Genomic DNA, 15,888 nt, shown 5'->3' with positions numbered 1-15,888 from the left:
ATGAAGCGGGGGAACAGGCTTGCCCTAGGGGATGGCCTGGTCAATCCAATGAACCGCCCTGTCGCGCAAACCGCCCTCATTCACAATCGAGCCGTTAACCTTTGACAGACTCGATACGATAATGCCCAGTGTCAACACAATGCACATCAGAATGGAAAAGAGCTTTGTCATGCGGCTGACCCTACCTTACGTCAAGTATTTGTCGAGAATCTCGGTAAGCAGCTTGTACCAGGGAAACATGGCCACCAACAATCCGATGTAGAAAGCCGGGTAAACGATCACGCTGTAGCCAATCCCCAGCGATTTGATCTGCTTGCGGTGGCGAAACATGCGGCGATGGTCGACCGCCCACTCCAACCGCTGCATCGTGACAGCCATCTGTCCCTCGCTTAGCTGTTCTACCGTCCTCATGCTGGACACGAGCATGATCGCATCGTCCACACCGAGCCTGCGCTTGAACGCCTCCAGCGCTTCATCGCGGTCCTTGTTCCACTCCGACAAGGTCGGCAGGTACTCCTTCAGCTTGCGCGTAGGCCGGGCTGCCTTGACCATCGCATTGTATATGGGCACCTGGTTTTCCAGCAGGTTGACGTACCGGTTGACGAAGCGGGCGATATCGGTGCTGAGCACTTCCTCGCGGTATCCCGCCCACATCTTCAGGCCGAAGTACGGCAGCATAAAGCTGACCGCAGACGCCACAACCAGGGAAAACAGCGGGAAAGACTCGCTTCCGCTCAGCATCCCCCACAACAGGATCAGCACGCAAACGGCACTCCCGCTGGCGAGCTGCAGGAACACCCACTCCGGCTTTCCCCAGCCAAACGGCCGGCCTGCTCGTGCCAGCAGCTTTTCCCACGCTTCGTCTTCCTCGGCGTTGACCGCCTTTTCCCACATGCGGCGCCACTGCCCGGTGACGAACAGCCTGGGACGGCGCATCGCCGCCAACTGCTTGCCGATGGCAAACACGGCCACAAACACGAATAGGGATCCCAGCGTGAGGCAGGCATACATGAACAACAAGGGCATCAGCGATACCTCCGTCCCCAGATGAACGCTAACAGAATGGAAAGAGACCAGACCGTTACCGCGAGCGACAGGATGGCCTGTCCGTCAGCGGTAAAGAAATACAGGCGGTACGAATCTTTCAGCAAGCTCTGGTTGTAGGGAATCAGGCAGATGCAGATCAGGATGACCAGAATCAAGCTGACCCAGATCGCGTAAATTTCACTGTCTCTTTCCTCTTTTTCGTCTTGCTGAATAAACATCTCGTTGGTCAATCGATTCAGTGCGTTCTGAATGTCCTCCGTTTCGCCTTCCAATCCGCTGGCCGCATACATGGCAAAATCGTGGGCCCACGGATGATTAATGCGCTCGGCGAAAATCTCCACCGCCCGGACGGGATTTCCTCCGTCCGACAGATGGTTGATGAGCAGCAGCAAATCGGGCAGCAGCTCTTTCGGACATTCTTCCACCATATCTCTGAACGTCAGGATGATGTTTTTACGGCTGCTGTAATAACGCGCAAACAGGTCGACAAAGCGGCAAAACGCGCCGATTTTCTTGTTGATGCGTACCGTATAGCGGGCGTACAGCAGCAGGGTCGGCAGCAATACCAGCAGCACAAACAGGGACAGGGACACGACGATATTGCCAAGCAGGATGCCGGAGACAAACCCTGCAGCTCCCCCAAAGAGCGACAGCAGAATGTGGGCTTCCGGCGTCCCGCCAGCGATCCCGCACCATCTCTCGTACCTCTCGTAAATGATGCGGTTTGTTTTGTGGCGCAGCATCCTCTCCCGCCACACGGCCACCGTCTTGGGAAAGAATACGTGGGGAGCGGACCAGGTACGGTACAAATGAAGCCCAAGCAGCCAAAATCCGGCAAACAGGCAGACAGACATGGGAATAAACAGAAGGTGTTTCATAGCGTCCTGCCCATATCGATGAGACGTAACTCCTTCAAGACATCCATATCCGCCCTGCCCACGTGGCACATGTATTCCACCAGATGTTCGTCCAGCTTCTTTCCGGTCCATTCATAGGCGCCCGTCTGCCTGTTGCGGAAGACAAGCGGCACGGACTCGACCCGGCTCATCACGTCGTTCCATTCGCTGACGTGAATGGCATCGATAAAGCGGTGACCATTGTTCCGGTAGGTCAGCGAATTGACGAAATTGACCGCCCGGCTGATCCTCTCCTGCGTCAGTTCAATGCTCCGTCCGCCATATTGATAAACAAGGTCGGTCAAATCCTGCAGCGCCTTGTGCGGAAAGCGTTCATGCATGGCGGCGATCGTAGCGTCGGTTCCCCGCACGCCGGCGTTGACAAAGTGATAGGCTTCGATCGGTTCCCGAATCTCCCCGATCAGAATCGTGTTGGCGGTGGTCCGGTACATGTCTTTAAAGCAGCTTTCCAGTTCGATGCCGATCTCTTCCACGTTTTGCAGTTCGATCACCTCTCCCGGCCAAACATCGCCAAAACGCATTTCATGCTCGCTTTCAAAAATCGTGACGTACTCGGTCTGGGGGTCTTTCAGTTTCAGCATGCAGAGCATCAGCGTCGTCTTGCCCGCCGCCATCGGTCCGATCACCAGGACGTTGCTCCTGCCGTACACCTGCTGCTCAAGCAAAAGCTGCACCCTTTCGTCAAACGTGGGCAGCGACTGCGTCCGCAGTTGGTCCAGCGAAAACGAGGGCGTGGTAAAACGGCGCACAATGATGGTCGGAACCCGGGAATAGGGAAAGGTGAACATGGTCAGCCTGGCTTTCAACGAATCGAGATACCCGCTCAAACGCGGCTTTTTTTCATGAAAGGACAGGCCGGCCGCGTTGGTCAGCTTTTGCTGCAGGGTCTCCACTTCCGTCCATGTGGGTGTGTACGGCAGGCTCTTTTTCCGCCCCTGCTCGATGTACGCCACCGGACGTCCTGCCGCCACCCGTACCTCTTCCACCCATGGCGACAAATGCAGGACGGCATCCAGAATTCCCCACCCGTACGTGGCAAACAACAGCCCTTCGTATCCGTTGACATGCGGCAAAATTTCCTCGGTTACCGGCCGTTTCAGGACTTCTTCAAAGTAATGCTGCAAGCGCAGGATGACATGGCTGTGGCTGTTCCGGTCGCCCAGCTCCGCGAGGGTCAATATCCGCTGCATCTCCATCTTCTCCTCGGGAGTGGTGCCAAAGTGATTCAGGTAGTCGCGGGCTGCTTGCTTGAGGTCTTCCACATCCTTGAGCCGGGATGCGGTCCATTGTCGGAAAGCGGTTTTCATCGGCAGACCACAGCTCCTTTGTCCGCATGTACCGCATCCACCATCGCCTGCAGGCTGGTGACGTACGGCTTGGGCGGGAAGATCTCTTCCACCAGCACGCTGTGACTGCGGTGCGACTGAATCAGCCGGGTATCGGAAATGCGCGGTACCACTCCATAAACGGAGATTCCTTCGCCGATGCGGTACGTCTGCCCCTTGTCCAGATGGCTGAGCATCACCTGATACTCCACGCCCCGCTCGGCCCATGCATGAATCCACGCCTTTGCGTTCTCGATGCCAAACGGATCGGCCCGCACAAAAAACAGATTGCGGTCGGACGCGTAAATCAAGCGCTGTAAGGCCTCCGTCTCCGGAAAGCAGTAGCCCCAGTCGATGTAGACGTAATCGAACTGCTGGCGCAGGGCCGTCAGCAGGTTGGAGATCTCTCCGCTTTTCCAACTGCATGTGGCGCTGGCATAGTAGAGGTTGGGCATGTGGCTGATCTGCTTGCAGCCGCGCTCCCAATTGCGGGCCGCCGCTGTTCGCATTTCCAGCAGGTCGGGCCGGAACAATGCCAGATGATGCTGCTGCAGCTTGAAGAAACGGGTCAAATCCGGCTTTTGAGCGTTCATGTCAAGAACGACGATGCGCTTGTCGGGATTGCGCTTTGCCAGCAGGATCGGGTAATTGATGCAAAACGTGGTGATGCCTGAGGAACCGTAGCTCATCAAGGTGTAGACAATGCCGTCGCCCTTTGCGGTGGGCAGCTCCTCGCTTTTTTGCGAAACACCCAGTATCAAAGCGATTTTCTCCCGGATCTCCTCCTGATTGAGAGTGGCCGGGAGGATGTACAAACCGGCCGGATCGGTTTCCTCCTTGACCTTTGCGATCAGGGATTCATCCTTGTACAAGGGCACAATGATGACAGGCACGCCCTCCGGGAGAACCTCCTGCACGCGCGGCAGCCACTCCCAGACCGGTTCGTCGAACATTTCGGAAAACAGCACTGCTGCTTCCGGTTGGTACAGTTTGGCGAGGCGGAAATAATCTTCGGCCGACTCCGCGACCAGCGACTCGCATTCCGTCGGCATGTAGGTTTTGGCCAGCGATTTCATCGGAAAACATACCAGGGTTCTCATGGGGTCCGTTCCTCCGCACCGGAAATTTGACCAATTTGAATGGTCCCGTACATCATGGCTTCGCTCAACGCGACATACTGCTGATCGGAAAGGTTAAAGCCGATAAAGGCCGTCAAGGCGGTCGGCTGGGCCCGGTAGTCGCGGTAACGCTTTTCTCCGTTCAAGAGCGGTTTTTCCCGGGAGCCGTTAAACACGGCATCCATGTGATCGGGGGCCGGAAGCATGCTTGGCTTCAGCGTGTAAATCTCCGTACCGTTGCTGTCCTTCACCGTTGCCAACCGGCTTTCAAACAGCAGATCGGCCGTCGGGTTCGTCTTGCGAAAATGCGTCGGTTCGGGCAAATGCTCCAGCTCCGCCGGCGGCTTGTACTTTACCCACAGCTTGACGCGGTCTCCTTTCCGCAATTCGGTGATGGGGTCGATAAACGTCAGCGGAAATTCGTAGCGGGCCTCCCCCTTTTCCGGCAGCAACTGCGTATCGGTCAGCTTGTGTTTCAGCACTTGTTCCCCGGAATAGAGCGTCTGGGAACTGCGTTTTCCCAACACGCTCTCCAGCGTTTGAAGGGACCCGGGCAAAATCTCGTCCACTTCTTCCTGGACCAGCACCACGTCGTCTTGCGTGATCGGTTCAAAGGGGTCGATCTGTTTTCCTTCGGCCACCTTTACCACCGGCGCAAACAGCCGTTCAACGGCCAGCGCGTCGATATACCGGGTCGCCGCGTAGAAGCAGGAACCGGCCAAGAGAAACGAGAGCAAACTGATGAGCAGCAGGGTCTGCTTTTTCATAACATCCTTCCCTTTTCCGAGTGTAGCAGCGATTGGAACCGATGTTCCTCCTCCGGGTACAGCTCCAGCAAGAGGCTAGCTTTTGTATGGGCAATCGCCGTTTTCTCGCTGTCAATCAGGGGAACGACGGCGTCAATGCCCGGCCCGAATCGTTCGCCGTTCCAGAGCGAGACGGTTCCTTCCACCTTTTTCATGACGGCGGAGCGGCTCAGATACTCGTTCCATTTGTTTGCGATCAGCCTGATTTTATCGCCGTGTTTTTCCCACCACGAGGGCGGCTCTTCCGTCAGAAACAGACGGGTAAACCTGGCCAAGTCGGAATCGAACACCACCCAGATTTCGTCGGCCAGATCCATTACCCGGACAGCCTGTTCTTCCTTCCAGCGCGAGGACAAATCGATGACGACCGTGGCGCTCTCTTTGCTCATTCTCAGCAGCCAGTCCGCCGTGTCGGTCGGGGTTGACGATTCATTCGACAAAGGGGTATCCACCAAGATGCGCAAGTGATTGGATTGCATGAGGAGCACGGATGCGGATGAGTTCTTGAAGCGATGATGCGCTCTGCGTTCACAGTCGAGCGCGAAGTAATAATAGGAAGCGGTGCCGGGCAGCTCGCACAGCGTGACGGAGACTCCGCTGCCGGCCAGCAAAAACGACGCGTTGCCCGCCAGGAAACTGGCGCCGGCCTGGGCGTACAACCCGGTTACGGCGATGCAGCGGCGAACCGCTGAAGGTTGTTCTTCCGTCGGAGAGGCTGACAGTTTGTCCTTTAACGACTGCCACAACCGCTCCTCTTCCTGGGAGCGGGCGTATTCCCTTTTCTCCAGTTCGCGGAACTGGGTGACGAAGCGGTTTACCTGCTGAAACATCGCTTACCCCGCCTGCGAATCCTTCTGATTCTCTTTCGTCAGCAGGTACTTTTTAAATTTTTCCACCATTTCCTTCATGGTCAGCGACTTGCGGTGATAGTAATAGATTTTTCTGAGCCGTTCGCGTTCCTGCGGGGTAAGCTCCGGCTTTACCTGGCTGACCATGTCCTGCAGCAGGGCCAGTTCCACGTTGTTGGGCCTGCCTTTGCGCGGAGGGTTGGCAAAAAGCTGCTGCTGCTTCTTGTCAAACGCGTTTGGATACTCCACCAGCCACATGTCCACCAACGATTCAATGTCATCATACGTGCGAATCCCGAGCTTGATCAGGTATTTGAAGTAGGCGGGCAGCGTCCGTTCGCGGGCCTGTCCCATTTGCCAGCGCTTGATAAACCCCGTCGGCGTCGTCAGCAGTTTGGTCACGTCCCGAATCAGTGCGCTGCGATTTTCCGACTGGTAGTGCACAATCGCCTCTTTGACAAGGGCAAACAAAATGTCGTGGTAGTTGGCCTCATCCGACCGGCAGCCGTACTGGAGCAGATACCAGTCTTCCACCGCCTGGTCAAAGTCTTTGCGGCATGTGGTTAACCGGATTTGGTCAAGGTGTTCGTAAAAGCGATCCAGCCCGTACCGGGCAACGATCTCTTCCTGGTAACTGCCGAACACGTACGCAATGAACACTTCTTTCAGCTCTTCCAGTGAAATCAGGCAATTCGTTTGTTCGTAGCAGCGTTCGACCAATTCGATTGCGCTATTCACCATCACTTCAAATTACCCCCAATATTTACATAATTATACATTTATAGACATTTTGCTACATCTTTCGCCCTTCGTCAAATCATTTTTTCATATCGGAAAAATGGGGGATGATTCGCCTCGCACGCACTCGTGCAAGGCGAATCCCGAGAGGTCTACTCCGCGAAAAAGTAGAGTTCCTCTCCCGTTGCGAGCAGAAGAGCGATTCTTCCCCCGCGCTCCATGACGGTTGGAGCACTCTCCATCGTGACAGCCCCGTCATTGAGTACAACTCTGCTTCCAAATCGGTGCACGGACTCGATTTGAAAGACTCCCTGCGGCATGCGGTCCAACGACAGATGCCTGCCGGGCTTGTGCTTTTGGTAGCGGACTCGCCTGCCCAAAAGCAGCTCCACGTTTGCGGAGCAATCTTGGTGAGCTTCTACTGTTGCCATGCGCAACGCCTCCTTTTCTCACCAACATACGGCCGTTTCATGTGCTTATAAGCCAATGAAACTACCCTTACCGTAAGAAAAGACAGCGCATGGACGCAAATAATTTTTACGCTTCATTCCACAAATCAGGATCGGCCAGTTCGGGATACATGTCGGTGATCATGTCGAAAGGGGAGAAATACAGGGTATCGACCAGGATTTTCAGCTTGTACTTTCTCAGCAGGCTGTACGCCTGCTCCGTCTTTCCGAAGATGCGGGGGAGCTGGCGCAGGTCCTGCAGCTTCATCAGTTCGCGGCACATGAAGTCGAAACAGATTTTGGCCCGTTCCTCCCCCTTGACACTCTGAAAGTAAAGCGGCGGAAAGTGGCGGCGGACGCCCGCCAGCACTTCCTGGTACACCCACAGCACCTTTTGTTTTTCCGGCATCCGCGGAAGATACGGATAAGCAAATTCGACCATGTAGTAGACGTCCTCCGGCTTTGCCTCGATCGGCGGGTCGATGTACTCGCGGACCAGATGCAGTTTCAGCTCCTTGACGTCCTTGATGCTCAACTCCTTCCGCGCCTGCTCCGGTGTCCATTTTTTCACCTGTTCGATCGCGTACCGCAAGACAAGCTGCACTTTTTGCTTGCGGTATTGGGCATCTTCAAATTCGTACGGCGAAAAGCGCTTCTGTTCTCCGTTGAGAATACGCTTGTACCGTTCGACAATTCTTGACGGCACTGCTACCTCACTCCTGTCCCATTTCTGGAATATACTGTTACGTTACCATGCAGAAATAGGACAAAAATAACGGTTCGCCCGTGCGCATCTGGTTCAAAAATCATAGATTCCCGACTGGGACGTTCTGTCCAGCCCGGCTTCGACCTCTTGCCACAGGAGAGGAAGTCGGCTGAAAACCTGCACGCGTACGTGATAAATGCCCTGCCGGTACAAATGTTTCTGCTCTCCCTTTTGATGAATGATCACTGCTTCATCCGCCCGCCGTTCCACGGCCGGACTGTTCAGACGCCACAGAATGTCCGCCTCCTCCCTCGCGCCGCGAACGATGTCGGCATTGTGCCGCCTCGCTTCCCTCGTCGTGGCGAACAGATACGTCCGCTTGCTGCCCTGGTCGTCGATGTACTCCCACTTTCCTGCCGCCCGCGCCCCTTTGGACACGATGTCGGCCGTCTGCTGCGCCTGCATGCTCAACAGTCCCGCCTGGCCCAAGAGCAGCAGCAGCGATACCAGTCCGCCCAGACAGAGGAGAAAAAAGAGCGCAGTCAACGTGATGGTCCCGCGCTCCTCCGCCAGCCGCTCGCTTATCCCGCGCAAGCGCATCATCTTCCTTCCTCCGCGTTTTCGATCATCACGTGATAGCTTTCCGTCACTTCCTGCGGCGTGCCGGATGCAAGCAGGCGAAACGCGATCGTCGCCCTCGCCTCGACGTGATTTCCTTTTTTCCACGTCCCGCCCTGCAGGGACAGCCGCACCTCCCCCCACGTCGTGCCAATGCCCTGCTCCAGTTCCGCCTCGCCCCGTTCCCTGGCGTGGTACTGCGCCAGTCCGAAATTGGGCTGCACGGCGGCGATCCGCCCGGCCTCGTAGGCGGCCTCCAGCGCTTTTTGCCGGTTGTAGAGAACGGTAAACTGGTCAAACGTAAACACGAACAAGATCCAGACGAGCGGAAACACCAGAACAAACTCCAGGAGCTGGCTGCCCCGCTCGTCCCAAACGAAACGGCTCCATCGCTTTCTCATCCGCTTACCTCCAAGCCGGCTGCAGCAAATAGGCGGCCAGCAGGAAAACCGCATAGGGAAAAACGAGGGCCGATTCTGCCCGTCCAGGTAGCCACAACTGCCTGTGGGCGGTCCAGCCCGCCGCCAGGCCGTGCACATTGAGGCGCAGCCGCCGCCACGTCCCCGGACGGCAGCAGACCACAGCCAGGCACAGCAGCAGCGAATGCAGAAACAGCGGATACACCTCCGCCCAACTGGTCCAGGCGCCGACCGCCATCAGCAGCTTCTGGTCCCCCATCCCCATGCCCCGCACCGCGACCGGCCCGACCGTCAGCAGAAACGCCCCCAGCAAACCGCCCAACGCCGGCCATCCCGCCCCGCTCTGCCACTGATAGAGCAGACCCGCGGCCATTGCGGGCATGGTCAACCTGTTCGGCACCTTGCGGCAGCGCCAGTCAGACCACGCGGCCGCCGCCAGCAGGGCGAACAAGACCGCCTCTTTCATTTGCTGATCTTTTCCTCCAGTTCCTTCAGCTTGGCGTCCTCCGCTTCCCCCAGGGTAGCCAGCGTGGGAATGATCAGAATCAGGATGACGGCGATGATGATCACCATCTCCACAATCGTGACGCCATCCTCCTCCCGGGCAAATCTGCGCACATATTCGCGAACGAACGACATACAATCCCTCCTTTGCGGTGTGTACTATCACTCTGACAAAAGACAGCGGGTGCCGCAAAAAAAATTACAGCCGGGCGCCAATGCCCATGAAGGCGGGCCCCATTACCAGGTACAGCAGGGGTACGCCCATCAGCACGATCACAAACGGCAGCAGCCGGACATTCAGCCGATTCATGTGGGCGGAAGCCTCGTCTTCCTGCTGGCGGACCTGCTCCTCCACCTGTACGGCCAGCATGGGGGCCACGCTTACGCCTTTGCTGATCGCCTCGTTGATCTCCAAGGCGATGGCCGTCAGCGTATCCACTTCCCAGCGAAAGGCCAGTTCCTCCAGCGCCTTGCGCCAACTGCCGCAGCGCTTCTCTTCCACTTCCAGCCTGGCAAGTTCGCGTCCCAGCCTCCCGTCAAAGCGGCGGGCCGCCTGTTTGACTGCTGCCTGTATCGGCATGCCCGCCTCGACAAGCGCCTGCACAATGCTGAAAAAGACCGGCACCTGTTCCGCCATCTCCGCTTTCGCTCGCTTGTCCGCCCATTCCAGGAGCAGGGTGGGCAGCAAAAACGTCAGGACGGCCCCCAGCATCGGCCAGGCAGCAAGCACACTCCACTCCCGCCCGCTGTACAGCCGGGCAGCCATCTGCAAGACCGCTCCCAGCATGACGGCACCGCCCACCGCCTTGGCCAGCGCCACTTCCGTCACCGTGATCGGGGAGCGCAGACGGTAGAGCATGTCCGCCGTTTTCTTTCGGTCCACGCCCGTCCATCGGCACAGCGACTCCAGCCACCGTTCACGCCGCTCCAATGCGCGTACGATCGTCCAGGAGGAACGCCGCCGGCGAAAGGATTCCGCCAGGCGGGCCTGCCGCTCCCGCTCGATCCGCCCGAACAAATCTCCCTCATCCGCAGCCGTCTTTTCCAGACAGGCGGGCAGCCCAAACAAGAGCACGGCCACCCCGGCCAGCGCGCTGATCAACAACACCGGGTCATCCTCCTTTGTGAATGCCTTTGCGGGCGAGGTGGCGGATCACCTCTCCGCCGGTCAAAATGGAGAGCAGCGCGCCCAGGATGGACAGGCGCCCCTGAACCGTTGCCGTCAGCGGATCAAAATGGAGCGGATTGTTTGCGTACAAGGCGGTAACAAAGACAAACGGCATGACGCTCAGCACGTTGACCTGCGCCACGATCTGTGCCGTCGCCGCCCTCTGCCTGCGCAGCGACTGGCGCCGCCTGAGGATGGTGGACGCCGCCAAATCAAGCGTTCTGGCCATGTCTCCGCCCATTTCCCGCTGAATCTGCACGATGGTCGCCAGATACCGGACGTCTGCCGAGCCCGTCCGCCGGTAAAAGGCCGCCATCACCTTATCCAGCGGCACCTGCGCCCGCAGCAGTTCCACCACCCGGCGGTATTCGTCCGTTACGGTCTTGTTCACGTACGGACTGGCCGCCACCTCTTCAAATGCGTGCAGGTAGGACGGGGAGGTCCGGAGCGAGCTTGCCATCAAGCGAATCGCCTTTACGTTATCCTCTTCGAACCGGTCTTTTCGCCTCGCCCCCAACACGCTGACCAGCCGCTCCGCAAACAGGATGCCTGCGGGCAGGGCGGGAAGCGCCAGCCACCAGGAACGCAAAATCTGCCCGCTCAGCCCGTATGCAACCAGTCCGAACAGGCAGACCAGCGCCAAGTATTGATGGACCCCCATTCCTGAACCCGACTGCTGCAGCCGCTCGTCCAGCCGGTCCCACACGGTCTTTCGTTCCTTTGAAGCTGATCGACGATCGCGTGCCTGCCCGCCGGTCCGCCCTGAAAGAAACGGCGGGGAAGCAGCAGCAGGACGACTCCCGCGCCGGCCCCGGCGGCAACCAACATTCCGATATCGGCCATCGTTTGTCCCTCCTACATCGGGATGGGCGTCGGAAAGAAGACGCGTTCCGCCTCTTCCGGACGCAATCCCTTTTCCAGCCAGCGCCGCACCAGCTTCTCCGGCTTGTAGCCGGTCCATTTGAACTGTCCCACCACTCTGCCGTCCCGTACGCCTGTCGGTTCGTACACGTAAATGTCTTGCAAATAGACGCGGTCGCCAATGACCTGCCTGACGTTGCAGGCCCGCCGGATCAGCTCCTCGTGCGACTGGCCGGTTCCCACCACCTCGGTGATCGCCACCACTTTGCGGCTGCCGTCCTCCTCGAACCGCTTGACCTGCACGATCAGGTCGAGAGCCGAACCGATCATCAGGTTGCGCTCCAACGAACTGTACGTCTCTTCCGCTTTGCCGAACAGGATGGGCAGGGTGGAATCGACCAGCGCCCGCGGTGAGTTGGCGTGGGCCGTGCTCCAGCTTCCCGGGTGGTCGGTGTTCATCGCCCACAGCATGTCGACGATCTCCCCTCCGCGCGCCTCGCCGACGATAATCACGTCCGGCCGCTTGCGCAGCGAAAGGCGGACACAATCTCGGATGGAAAACCCGCCTTTTCCCTCGTGGTTGGGCGGTTTGGCCAGAAAACGGCGGACGAACGGATGCTGCAGCTTCAGTTCCAGCACATCCTCGATGGTGATAATGCTCAAGTGGTGGGGCACGTATTGCGAGATCAGATTGAGCAGATGGGTCTTGCCCGACCCCGTCCCGCCGCTGACCAGCCCGGATGCGCGGGACAGGCCGACCGCCCACTGCAAAAAGGCAAGCATCGGCTCGCAGATCGATCCGTAGGCCAGGTAGTCCGCCTCTGTCAGCAGATCGCGGTGTTTGCGTATCGTCAGCATGTGGCCGTCCGGCGAAATGGAGCGGTGGGCAGCCGCGATTCGAGAGCCGTCAGGGAGCTGGGTGTTCAGTTCCGCCTTGGTTTCGTTAAACTCCCGGCCCATCGCGGCGGCCATCTGCTCCAGCAGGCGGAGCATCTCCTCCTCGTCCCGGAACACGGGAACATCCGGCACCTCCAGCCTTCCCGTGCTCTTTCGCTCCACCACCAAGCGGTCGTAGCGGTGAAACAAAATCTCCGTGATGTCCGGGTCCTCCAGCAGCGGGTCCAAGGGGCCCCAGCCAATCAGCGAGCGCAGCAGCCGCTCCACCTCTGCTTCCAAATGGGCGGAGGCAAGCGTCGTGCCGGTCTCCAGCAGCAGGCGGATATCGCGGGCCAGCTCGTCCAGATACGCCGGCTGATGCTTCTCTTCCCACAGCCGCTTCCCGTGTTTCTCCACAATCTGCGTGCGGACGGCCGCCTCTGTTTCCGCCGGCACCCGCTTGTCCCCGGCCGGCTGCGGCATGTGCATCCGCTCGTTCAGCGTTTGCGACGCACGCGCCGTTTCCCGCACATGCGACCGCAGGTCAAACCGCTCCCGTCCCGCCGCCTGAATCCCCAGCAGCGTTTTTCGGTCAAAATTCATCGTTTCCCCTCCTTACCGCCACAGCCATTTCAACAAGGCAGGCCGCTCCTTCGCTTTTCCCTTGACGCTGCCGCTTTCGGCCGCGTCCAGCGGCAGCAGGATGCTGCCGAGCGCTTCGATCGCCTCTTTCGCCGCGCTTCTGCCGGGATGAAGCACAACCGGCGTCCCGGTGTTAATCGACTTTTTCACTTCGGCGTCATCCGGGATCGGATGGATCTTTTTGCTCGGATGCAGGTGAAAATACGCCCGAATCTCGTCCAGCGTAAACATCTCCCTCTTCTGCAGCCGGTTCATGCACAATTGAATCCGCTCCTCCGGGTATTCCGCCTCCCGGAGCAGTTTTAACATCCGTTGAATATTTTCAATAGAATCCACCACCGGATTTCCGACCATGACCACCCGCTCGGCAAAAAACAGCGCCTGGATCGTCGCGTCCGTCGTATCGGGAGCCGTGTCGATCAGGATCACGTCGTACGCGCTGTGTTTGAGCGTTTCCAGCATCAGGTACAGGTGGTAGTCGCGAATCTCAAAACTGTGCCGGATGTCCCGCGGCGACGTGAGCACGTGAAGGCCCGTCTCTTCATAGGTGACGACGTACTTGTCCACCTCTTCGGGCTGCGTGTGTACGGCCGCGACATACTCCTGCCACTCCTCGGGGCGTACGTCCAGCGGATCTCGGCCGTGACGGCGAACCAGCTCGTGCAGCCGGGCATCGATTTCCTGCACCCAGGTGAACAGGTTGGGCGAACGCGGCAGATTGAGCGACGTGGCGAACGTGCCCAGATCCAGGTTAAAGTCGACTGCCAGCACCTTGAGCGGCCGTCCGTCCCGCTTTTGCAGGGAAAAGTAGACCGCCAGCTCCCGCGACAGAAAGGTCTTTCCCACCCCTCCCTTGGGGCCGTAGACGGTAATCAGGTGCTTGGTCGACGAGCGGCCCGCCAGGTAAGGCTGGACCGGTCTCGCCTCGGCGGCGTGCAGACCGGGCGTAGGTCCTGTCTCTCCGGCAAACGATGGGGCTCCTCCCGCCTGCACTCCCCCCATCGGCAGGACCTGCAGGGAAGCGAGCTGCATCGCCAGCGCCTCCAACTGTCCGGGCTGGATCGGCTTGGCGATCACCCAGATGCCCAGGTTGCGAAAAAACGGTTCCCACGCCAGCTCCCGGGTCCCGCAGGCGGCGATAAACGCCAAATGGGGAAACGCCAGCCGAAATTGCTGGCACAGCACGCCCCGTTCCGCCTCCTTGATCCCGCCCAGCAGCACCAGATCGGGCCGGGCGTCACGCAGCATCCGCCAGGCGGCTTCCACATTCTCCGCCTGGCCGCACGGCTCCAGCCACCGGCTGCCCGCCAACTGCTCCCCAAGCGCGCTGCCCACGGCGGGATCGTCATCCACGATCAGCAGTCGTTTTCTCACTAACGTTCCTCCTCTCCGTCGATCCATCGTTTTTTGGTCTTGATCAAGGCGCCGGCAAACGCCGCGTCGCCAATACCCGCTTTTTGCCCGTCCGCCGTTGACGCCTGTCCCAGGCGAATTTTGCCGTAGTGAAGCGCATGGGTGAGCAGAACGGCCTCGTCCAGTTCGAGCGACAGGGTCACCGCCTGCAGCCGGGGATGATCCCCCTCCATCTCCCGCTGGACGCCGATGACCGGCATGTTTTTCAGGAGCAGCCCCGTGTGGGCGCCGGCGTCGTCTTCAAACGATGCGTACACGTGCACCCGCTCCCCGACGGCGACGTAGGGTGTCACACCGGACACGTTGTCGACGGGGATGCTGATGCCGGTCATGGATGCGCCCAGTGCCCGCTCCTGCCCTGCTTCTCCCGGCCGTTCCACATCCTCCGCCAACAGCGGCCGTCCTCCCTCCACCCGGCGAGCAAGGGGCCGGCCGACAAAGCGCGGCGCCTCCTCCCACGCAATCAGCCCGGGCACCGGAGACGACTGCATGCGAAACAGGCCGCCCAGCGACAGCTCCGCCCGCTCCAGGTCGGACGCTTCCAGCCGTTGGCCGCTCTCTTTGGCGACTCCCTCCCGCAGTTTGACGTAGGCGATGGTGTGCGGCTTCAGCACGTGATATGCACCGGCCGCCACGCAGGCCGCCAACAGCAGGATCGCCACCAGCCGCAGCGGATGTATCGACATCCCGCAACCTCCTCTCCTGTGTTCTGCCATCAGCGTACAGGGGGACGGCGGGACAAAAAAAGCCGCTCCAGGTGTGGAGCGGCACAGACGGAGGACAAAACGTTTGGATTGACGGAGAAGCATGTTTCCAGGCAGAGCGACATGCGAAACCCTACCCAGCGGAGCAGCGATTTGCGGTTTACCCTTTTCTTTCCCGCCCTGAGATCATCCAGTCGCCCCCCGTCAAAAACCATGTTTATTTCCCCACCTCCCCGCATATGGACTTACTAGGGGGCAGCAACGAGACATTGCCAAAAAGGGGGAACGCCCATGCCCATTTACCCGTTTTTCTGTGAAACATGCGGTGTGTTTGACCTGCACCGCAGCATAGCCCAGGCAGCGGAGCCGGGCCACTGCCCCGAGTGCCGGAAGCCGGCGGCCCAGCTCTTTTCCCCGGTCGGTCTGGTTACCTCCTCCCAGGCGCTGCACACCCGGAGAGAGAAAAGCACGGTGCCCAACGTGGTGAAAAAGGAGCCGGCCCGCAGCTCGTGGTATCAGCACGGGCGGTACGGACATTTCGGCCATTACGAACATCACGAGCATCACACCCATGCCCACTCACACCGGTACGGCGCCTCTGCCCATGCCCCCAGCCGCCCGTAACGGATTGGCCATTGAGTCGTGGTATGATTAGAAGTACCTCGATCTTCCCGCAGGGCAGGTGGCTGGAATGATTTCGATTGAACAGGCGACGGCACGCGACGCCGA

At 59.1% G+C, this 15,888-nt stretch carries 19 protein-coding genes; 1 reads left to right on the top strand and 18 read right to left on the bottom strand.

Annotation, left to right across the window (positions count from 1 at the left end; all coding sequences use genetic code 11):
* Window positions 1-186: 186 nt before the first annotated feature.
* The 18 genes from FOI68_RS16215 to cpaB form a co-directional block, all read right to left on the bottom strand.
* Window positions 187-1,026 (bottom strand): hypothetical protein, encoded by an 840-nt coding sequence (locus FOI68_RS16215; protein WP_143863742.1) that lies wholly within the window; start codon window positions 1,024-1,026, stop codon window positions 187-189.
* Window positions 1,026-1,925, bottom strand: a complete 900-nt coding sequence (locus FOI68_RS16210) for a hypothetical protein (RefSeq protein WP_029097972.1) — start codon at window positions 1,923-1,925, stop codon at window positions 1,026-1,028. Before FOI68_RS16210 ends, FOI68_RS16215 begins: the two co-directional genes overlap by 1 nt.
* Window positions 1,922-3,271: an ATPase, T2SS/T4P/T4SS family gene (locus tag FOI68_RS16205; protein ID WP_035296686.1), complete on the bottom strand. Its 1,350-nt coding sequence runs from the start codon at window positions 3,269-3,271 to the stop codon at window positions 1,922-1,924. The genes FOI68_RS16210 and FOI68_RS16205 overlap by 4 nt, the downstream gene beginning before the upstream one ends.
* Window positions 3,268-4,389, bottom strand: a complete 1,122-nt coding sequence (locus tag FOI68_RS16200; protein WP_143863741.1) for a CpaE/TadZ family protein — start codon at window positions 4,387-4,389, stop codon at window positions 3,268-3,270. Before FOI68_RS16200 ends, FOI68_RS16205 begins: the two co-directional genes overlap by 4 nt.
* Complete coding sequence (locus FOI68_RS16195; RefSeq protein ID WP_143863740.1) at window positions 4,386-5,174, bottom strand: SAF domain-containing protein; 789 nt, start codon at window positions 5,172-5,174, stop codon at window positions 4,386-4,388. The genes FOI68_RS16200 and FOI68_RS16195 overlap by 4 nt, the downstream gene beginning before the upstream one ends.
* A complete protein-coding gene (locus FOI68_RS16190) occupies window positions 5,171-6,043 on the bottom strand; it encodes a CpaE/TadZ family protein (protein WP_143863739.1) in 873 nt (290 codons plus the stop codon). Before FOI68_RS16190 ends, FOI68_RS16195 begins: the two co-directional genes overlap by 4 nt.
* Before the next feature lie 3 nt (window positions 6,044-6,046).
* Window positions 6,047-6,802, bottom strand: a complete 756-nt coding sequence (locus FOI68_RS16185; RefSeq protein WP_231558657.1) for a hypothetical protein — start codon at window positions 6,800-6,802, stop codon at window positions 6,047-6,049.
* A gap of 149 nt (window positions 6,803-6,951) precedes the next feature.
* Window positions 6,952-7,230, bottom strand: a complete 279-nt coding sequence (locus FOI68_RS16180) for a hypothetical protein (protein WP_029097978.1) — start codon at window positions 7,228-7,230, stop codon at window positions 6,952-6,954.
* Window positions 7,231-7,336: 106 nt separating this feature from the next.
* Entirely contained in the window at window positions 7,337-7,954 is a 618-nt protein-coding gene (locus FOI68_RS16175) for a DUF4046 domain-containing protein (protein WP_044898584.1), read from the bottom strand.
* Window positions 7,955-8,047: 93 nt separating this feature from the next.
* Window positions 8,048-8,557 carry a hypothetical protein gene (locus tag FOI68_RS16170; RefSeq protein WP_141669730.1) on the bottom strand — a complete coding sequence of 170 codons (510 nt, stop codon included), beginning with the start codon at window positions 8,555-8,557 and terminating at the stop codon, window positions 8,048-8,050.
* The gene (locus FOI68_RS16165) at window positions 8,554-8,973 is read right to left on the bottom strand and encodes a TadE/TadG family type IV pilus assembly protein (RefSeq protein ID WP_029097981.1); all 420 of its coding nucleotides are present in this window, start codon (window positions 8,971-8,973) and stop codon (window positions 8,554-8,556) included. Before FOI68_RS16165 ends, FOI68_RS16170 begins: the two co-directional genes overlap by 4 nt.
* A gap of 4 nt (window positions 8,974-8,977) precedes the next feature.
* The gene (locus FOI68_RS16160; RefSeq protein WP_143863738.1) at window positions 8,978-9,457 is read right to left on the bottom strand and encodes a prepilin peptidase; all 480 of its coding nucleotides are present in this window, start codon (window positions 9,455-9,457) and stop codon (window positions 8,978-8,980) included.
* Window positions 9,454-9,630 (bottom strand): hypothetical protein, encoded by a 177-nt coding sequence (locus FOI68_RS16155; RefSeq protein ID WP_029097983.1) that lies wholly within the window; start codon window positions 9,628-9,630, stop codon window positions 9,454-9,456. The genes FOI68_RS16160 and FOI68_RS16155 overlap by 4 nt, the downstream gene beginning before the upstream one ends.
* A 64-nt stretch (window positions 9,631-9,694) precedes the next feature.
* Window positions 9,695-10,603 (bottom strand): type II secretion system F family protein, encoded by a 909-nt coding sequence (locus tag FOI68_RS16150; protein WP_143863737.1) that lies wholly within the window; start codon window positions 10,601-10,603, stop codon window positions 9,695-9,697.
* A gap of 4 nt (window positions 10,604-10,607) precedes the next feature.
* Window positions 10,608-11,369, bottom strand: a complete 762-nt coding sequence (locus FOI68_RS16145) for a type II secretion system F family protein (protein ID WP_255433608.1) — start codon at window positions 11,367-11,369, stop codon at window positions 10,608-10,610.
* A gap of 149 nt (window positions 11,370-11,518) precedes the next feature.
* Window positions 11,519-13,003, bottom strand: a complete 1,485-nt coding sequence (locus tag FOI68_RS16140; protein WP_035296669.1) for a TadA family conjugal transfer-associated ATPase — start codon at window positions 13,001-13,003, stop codon at window positions 11,519-11,521.
* A 12-nt stretch (window positions 13,004-13,015) separates the two neighbouring features.
* Complete coding sequence (locus tag FOI68_RS16135; RefSeq protein WP_029097987.1) at window positions 13,016-14,416, bottom strand: CpaE/TadZ family protein; 1,401 nt, start codon at window positions 14,414-14,416, stop codon at window positions 13,016-13,018.
* Window positions 14,416-15,141: a Flp pilus assembly protein CpaB gene (cpaB, locus tag FOI68_RS16130; RefSeq protein ID WP_143863736.1), complete on the bottom strand. Its 726-nt coding sequence runs from the start codon at window positions 15,139-15,141 to the stop codon at window positions 14,416-14,418. Before cpaB ends, FOI68_RS16135 begins: the two co-directional genes overlap by 1 nt.
* Window positions 15,142-15,450: 309 nt before the next feature.
* Between cpaB and FOI68_RS16125 the strand changes: the two genes are divergently transcribed.
* Window positions 15,451-15,783, top strand: coding sequence for an FmdB family zinc ribbon protein (locus tag FOI68_RS16125; protein ID WP_143863735.1), 333 nt, complete (start codon window positions 15,451-15,453; stop codon window positions 15,781-15,783).
* The last annotated feature ends 105 nt before the right edge of the window (window positions 15,784-15,888 follow it).

It is taken from the genome of Brevibacillus sp. LEMMJ03 (assembly GCF_007197875.1).
In the GTDB taxonomy this organism is placed as follows: domain Bacteria; phylum Bacillota; class Bacilli; order Brevibacillales; family Brevibacillaceae; genus Brevibacillus; species Brevibacillus thermoruber.
The sequence above is the reverse complement of the archived record's forward strand: the minus strand, read 5'-3'. Positions and strand labels throughout refer to the sequence as shown.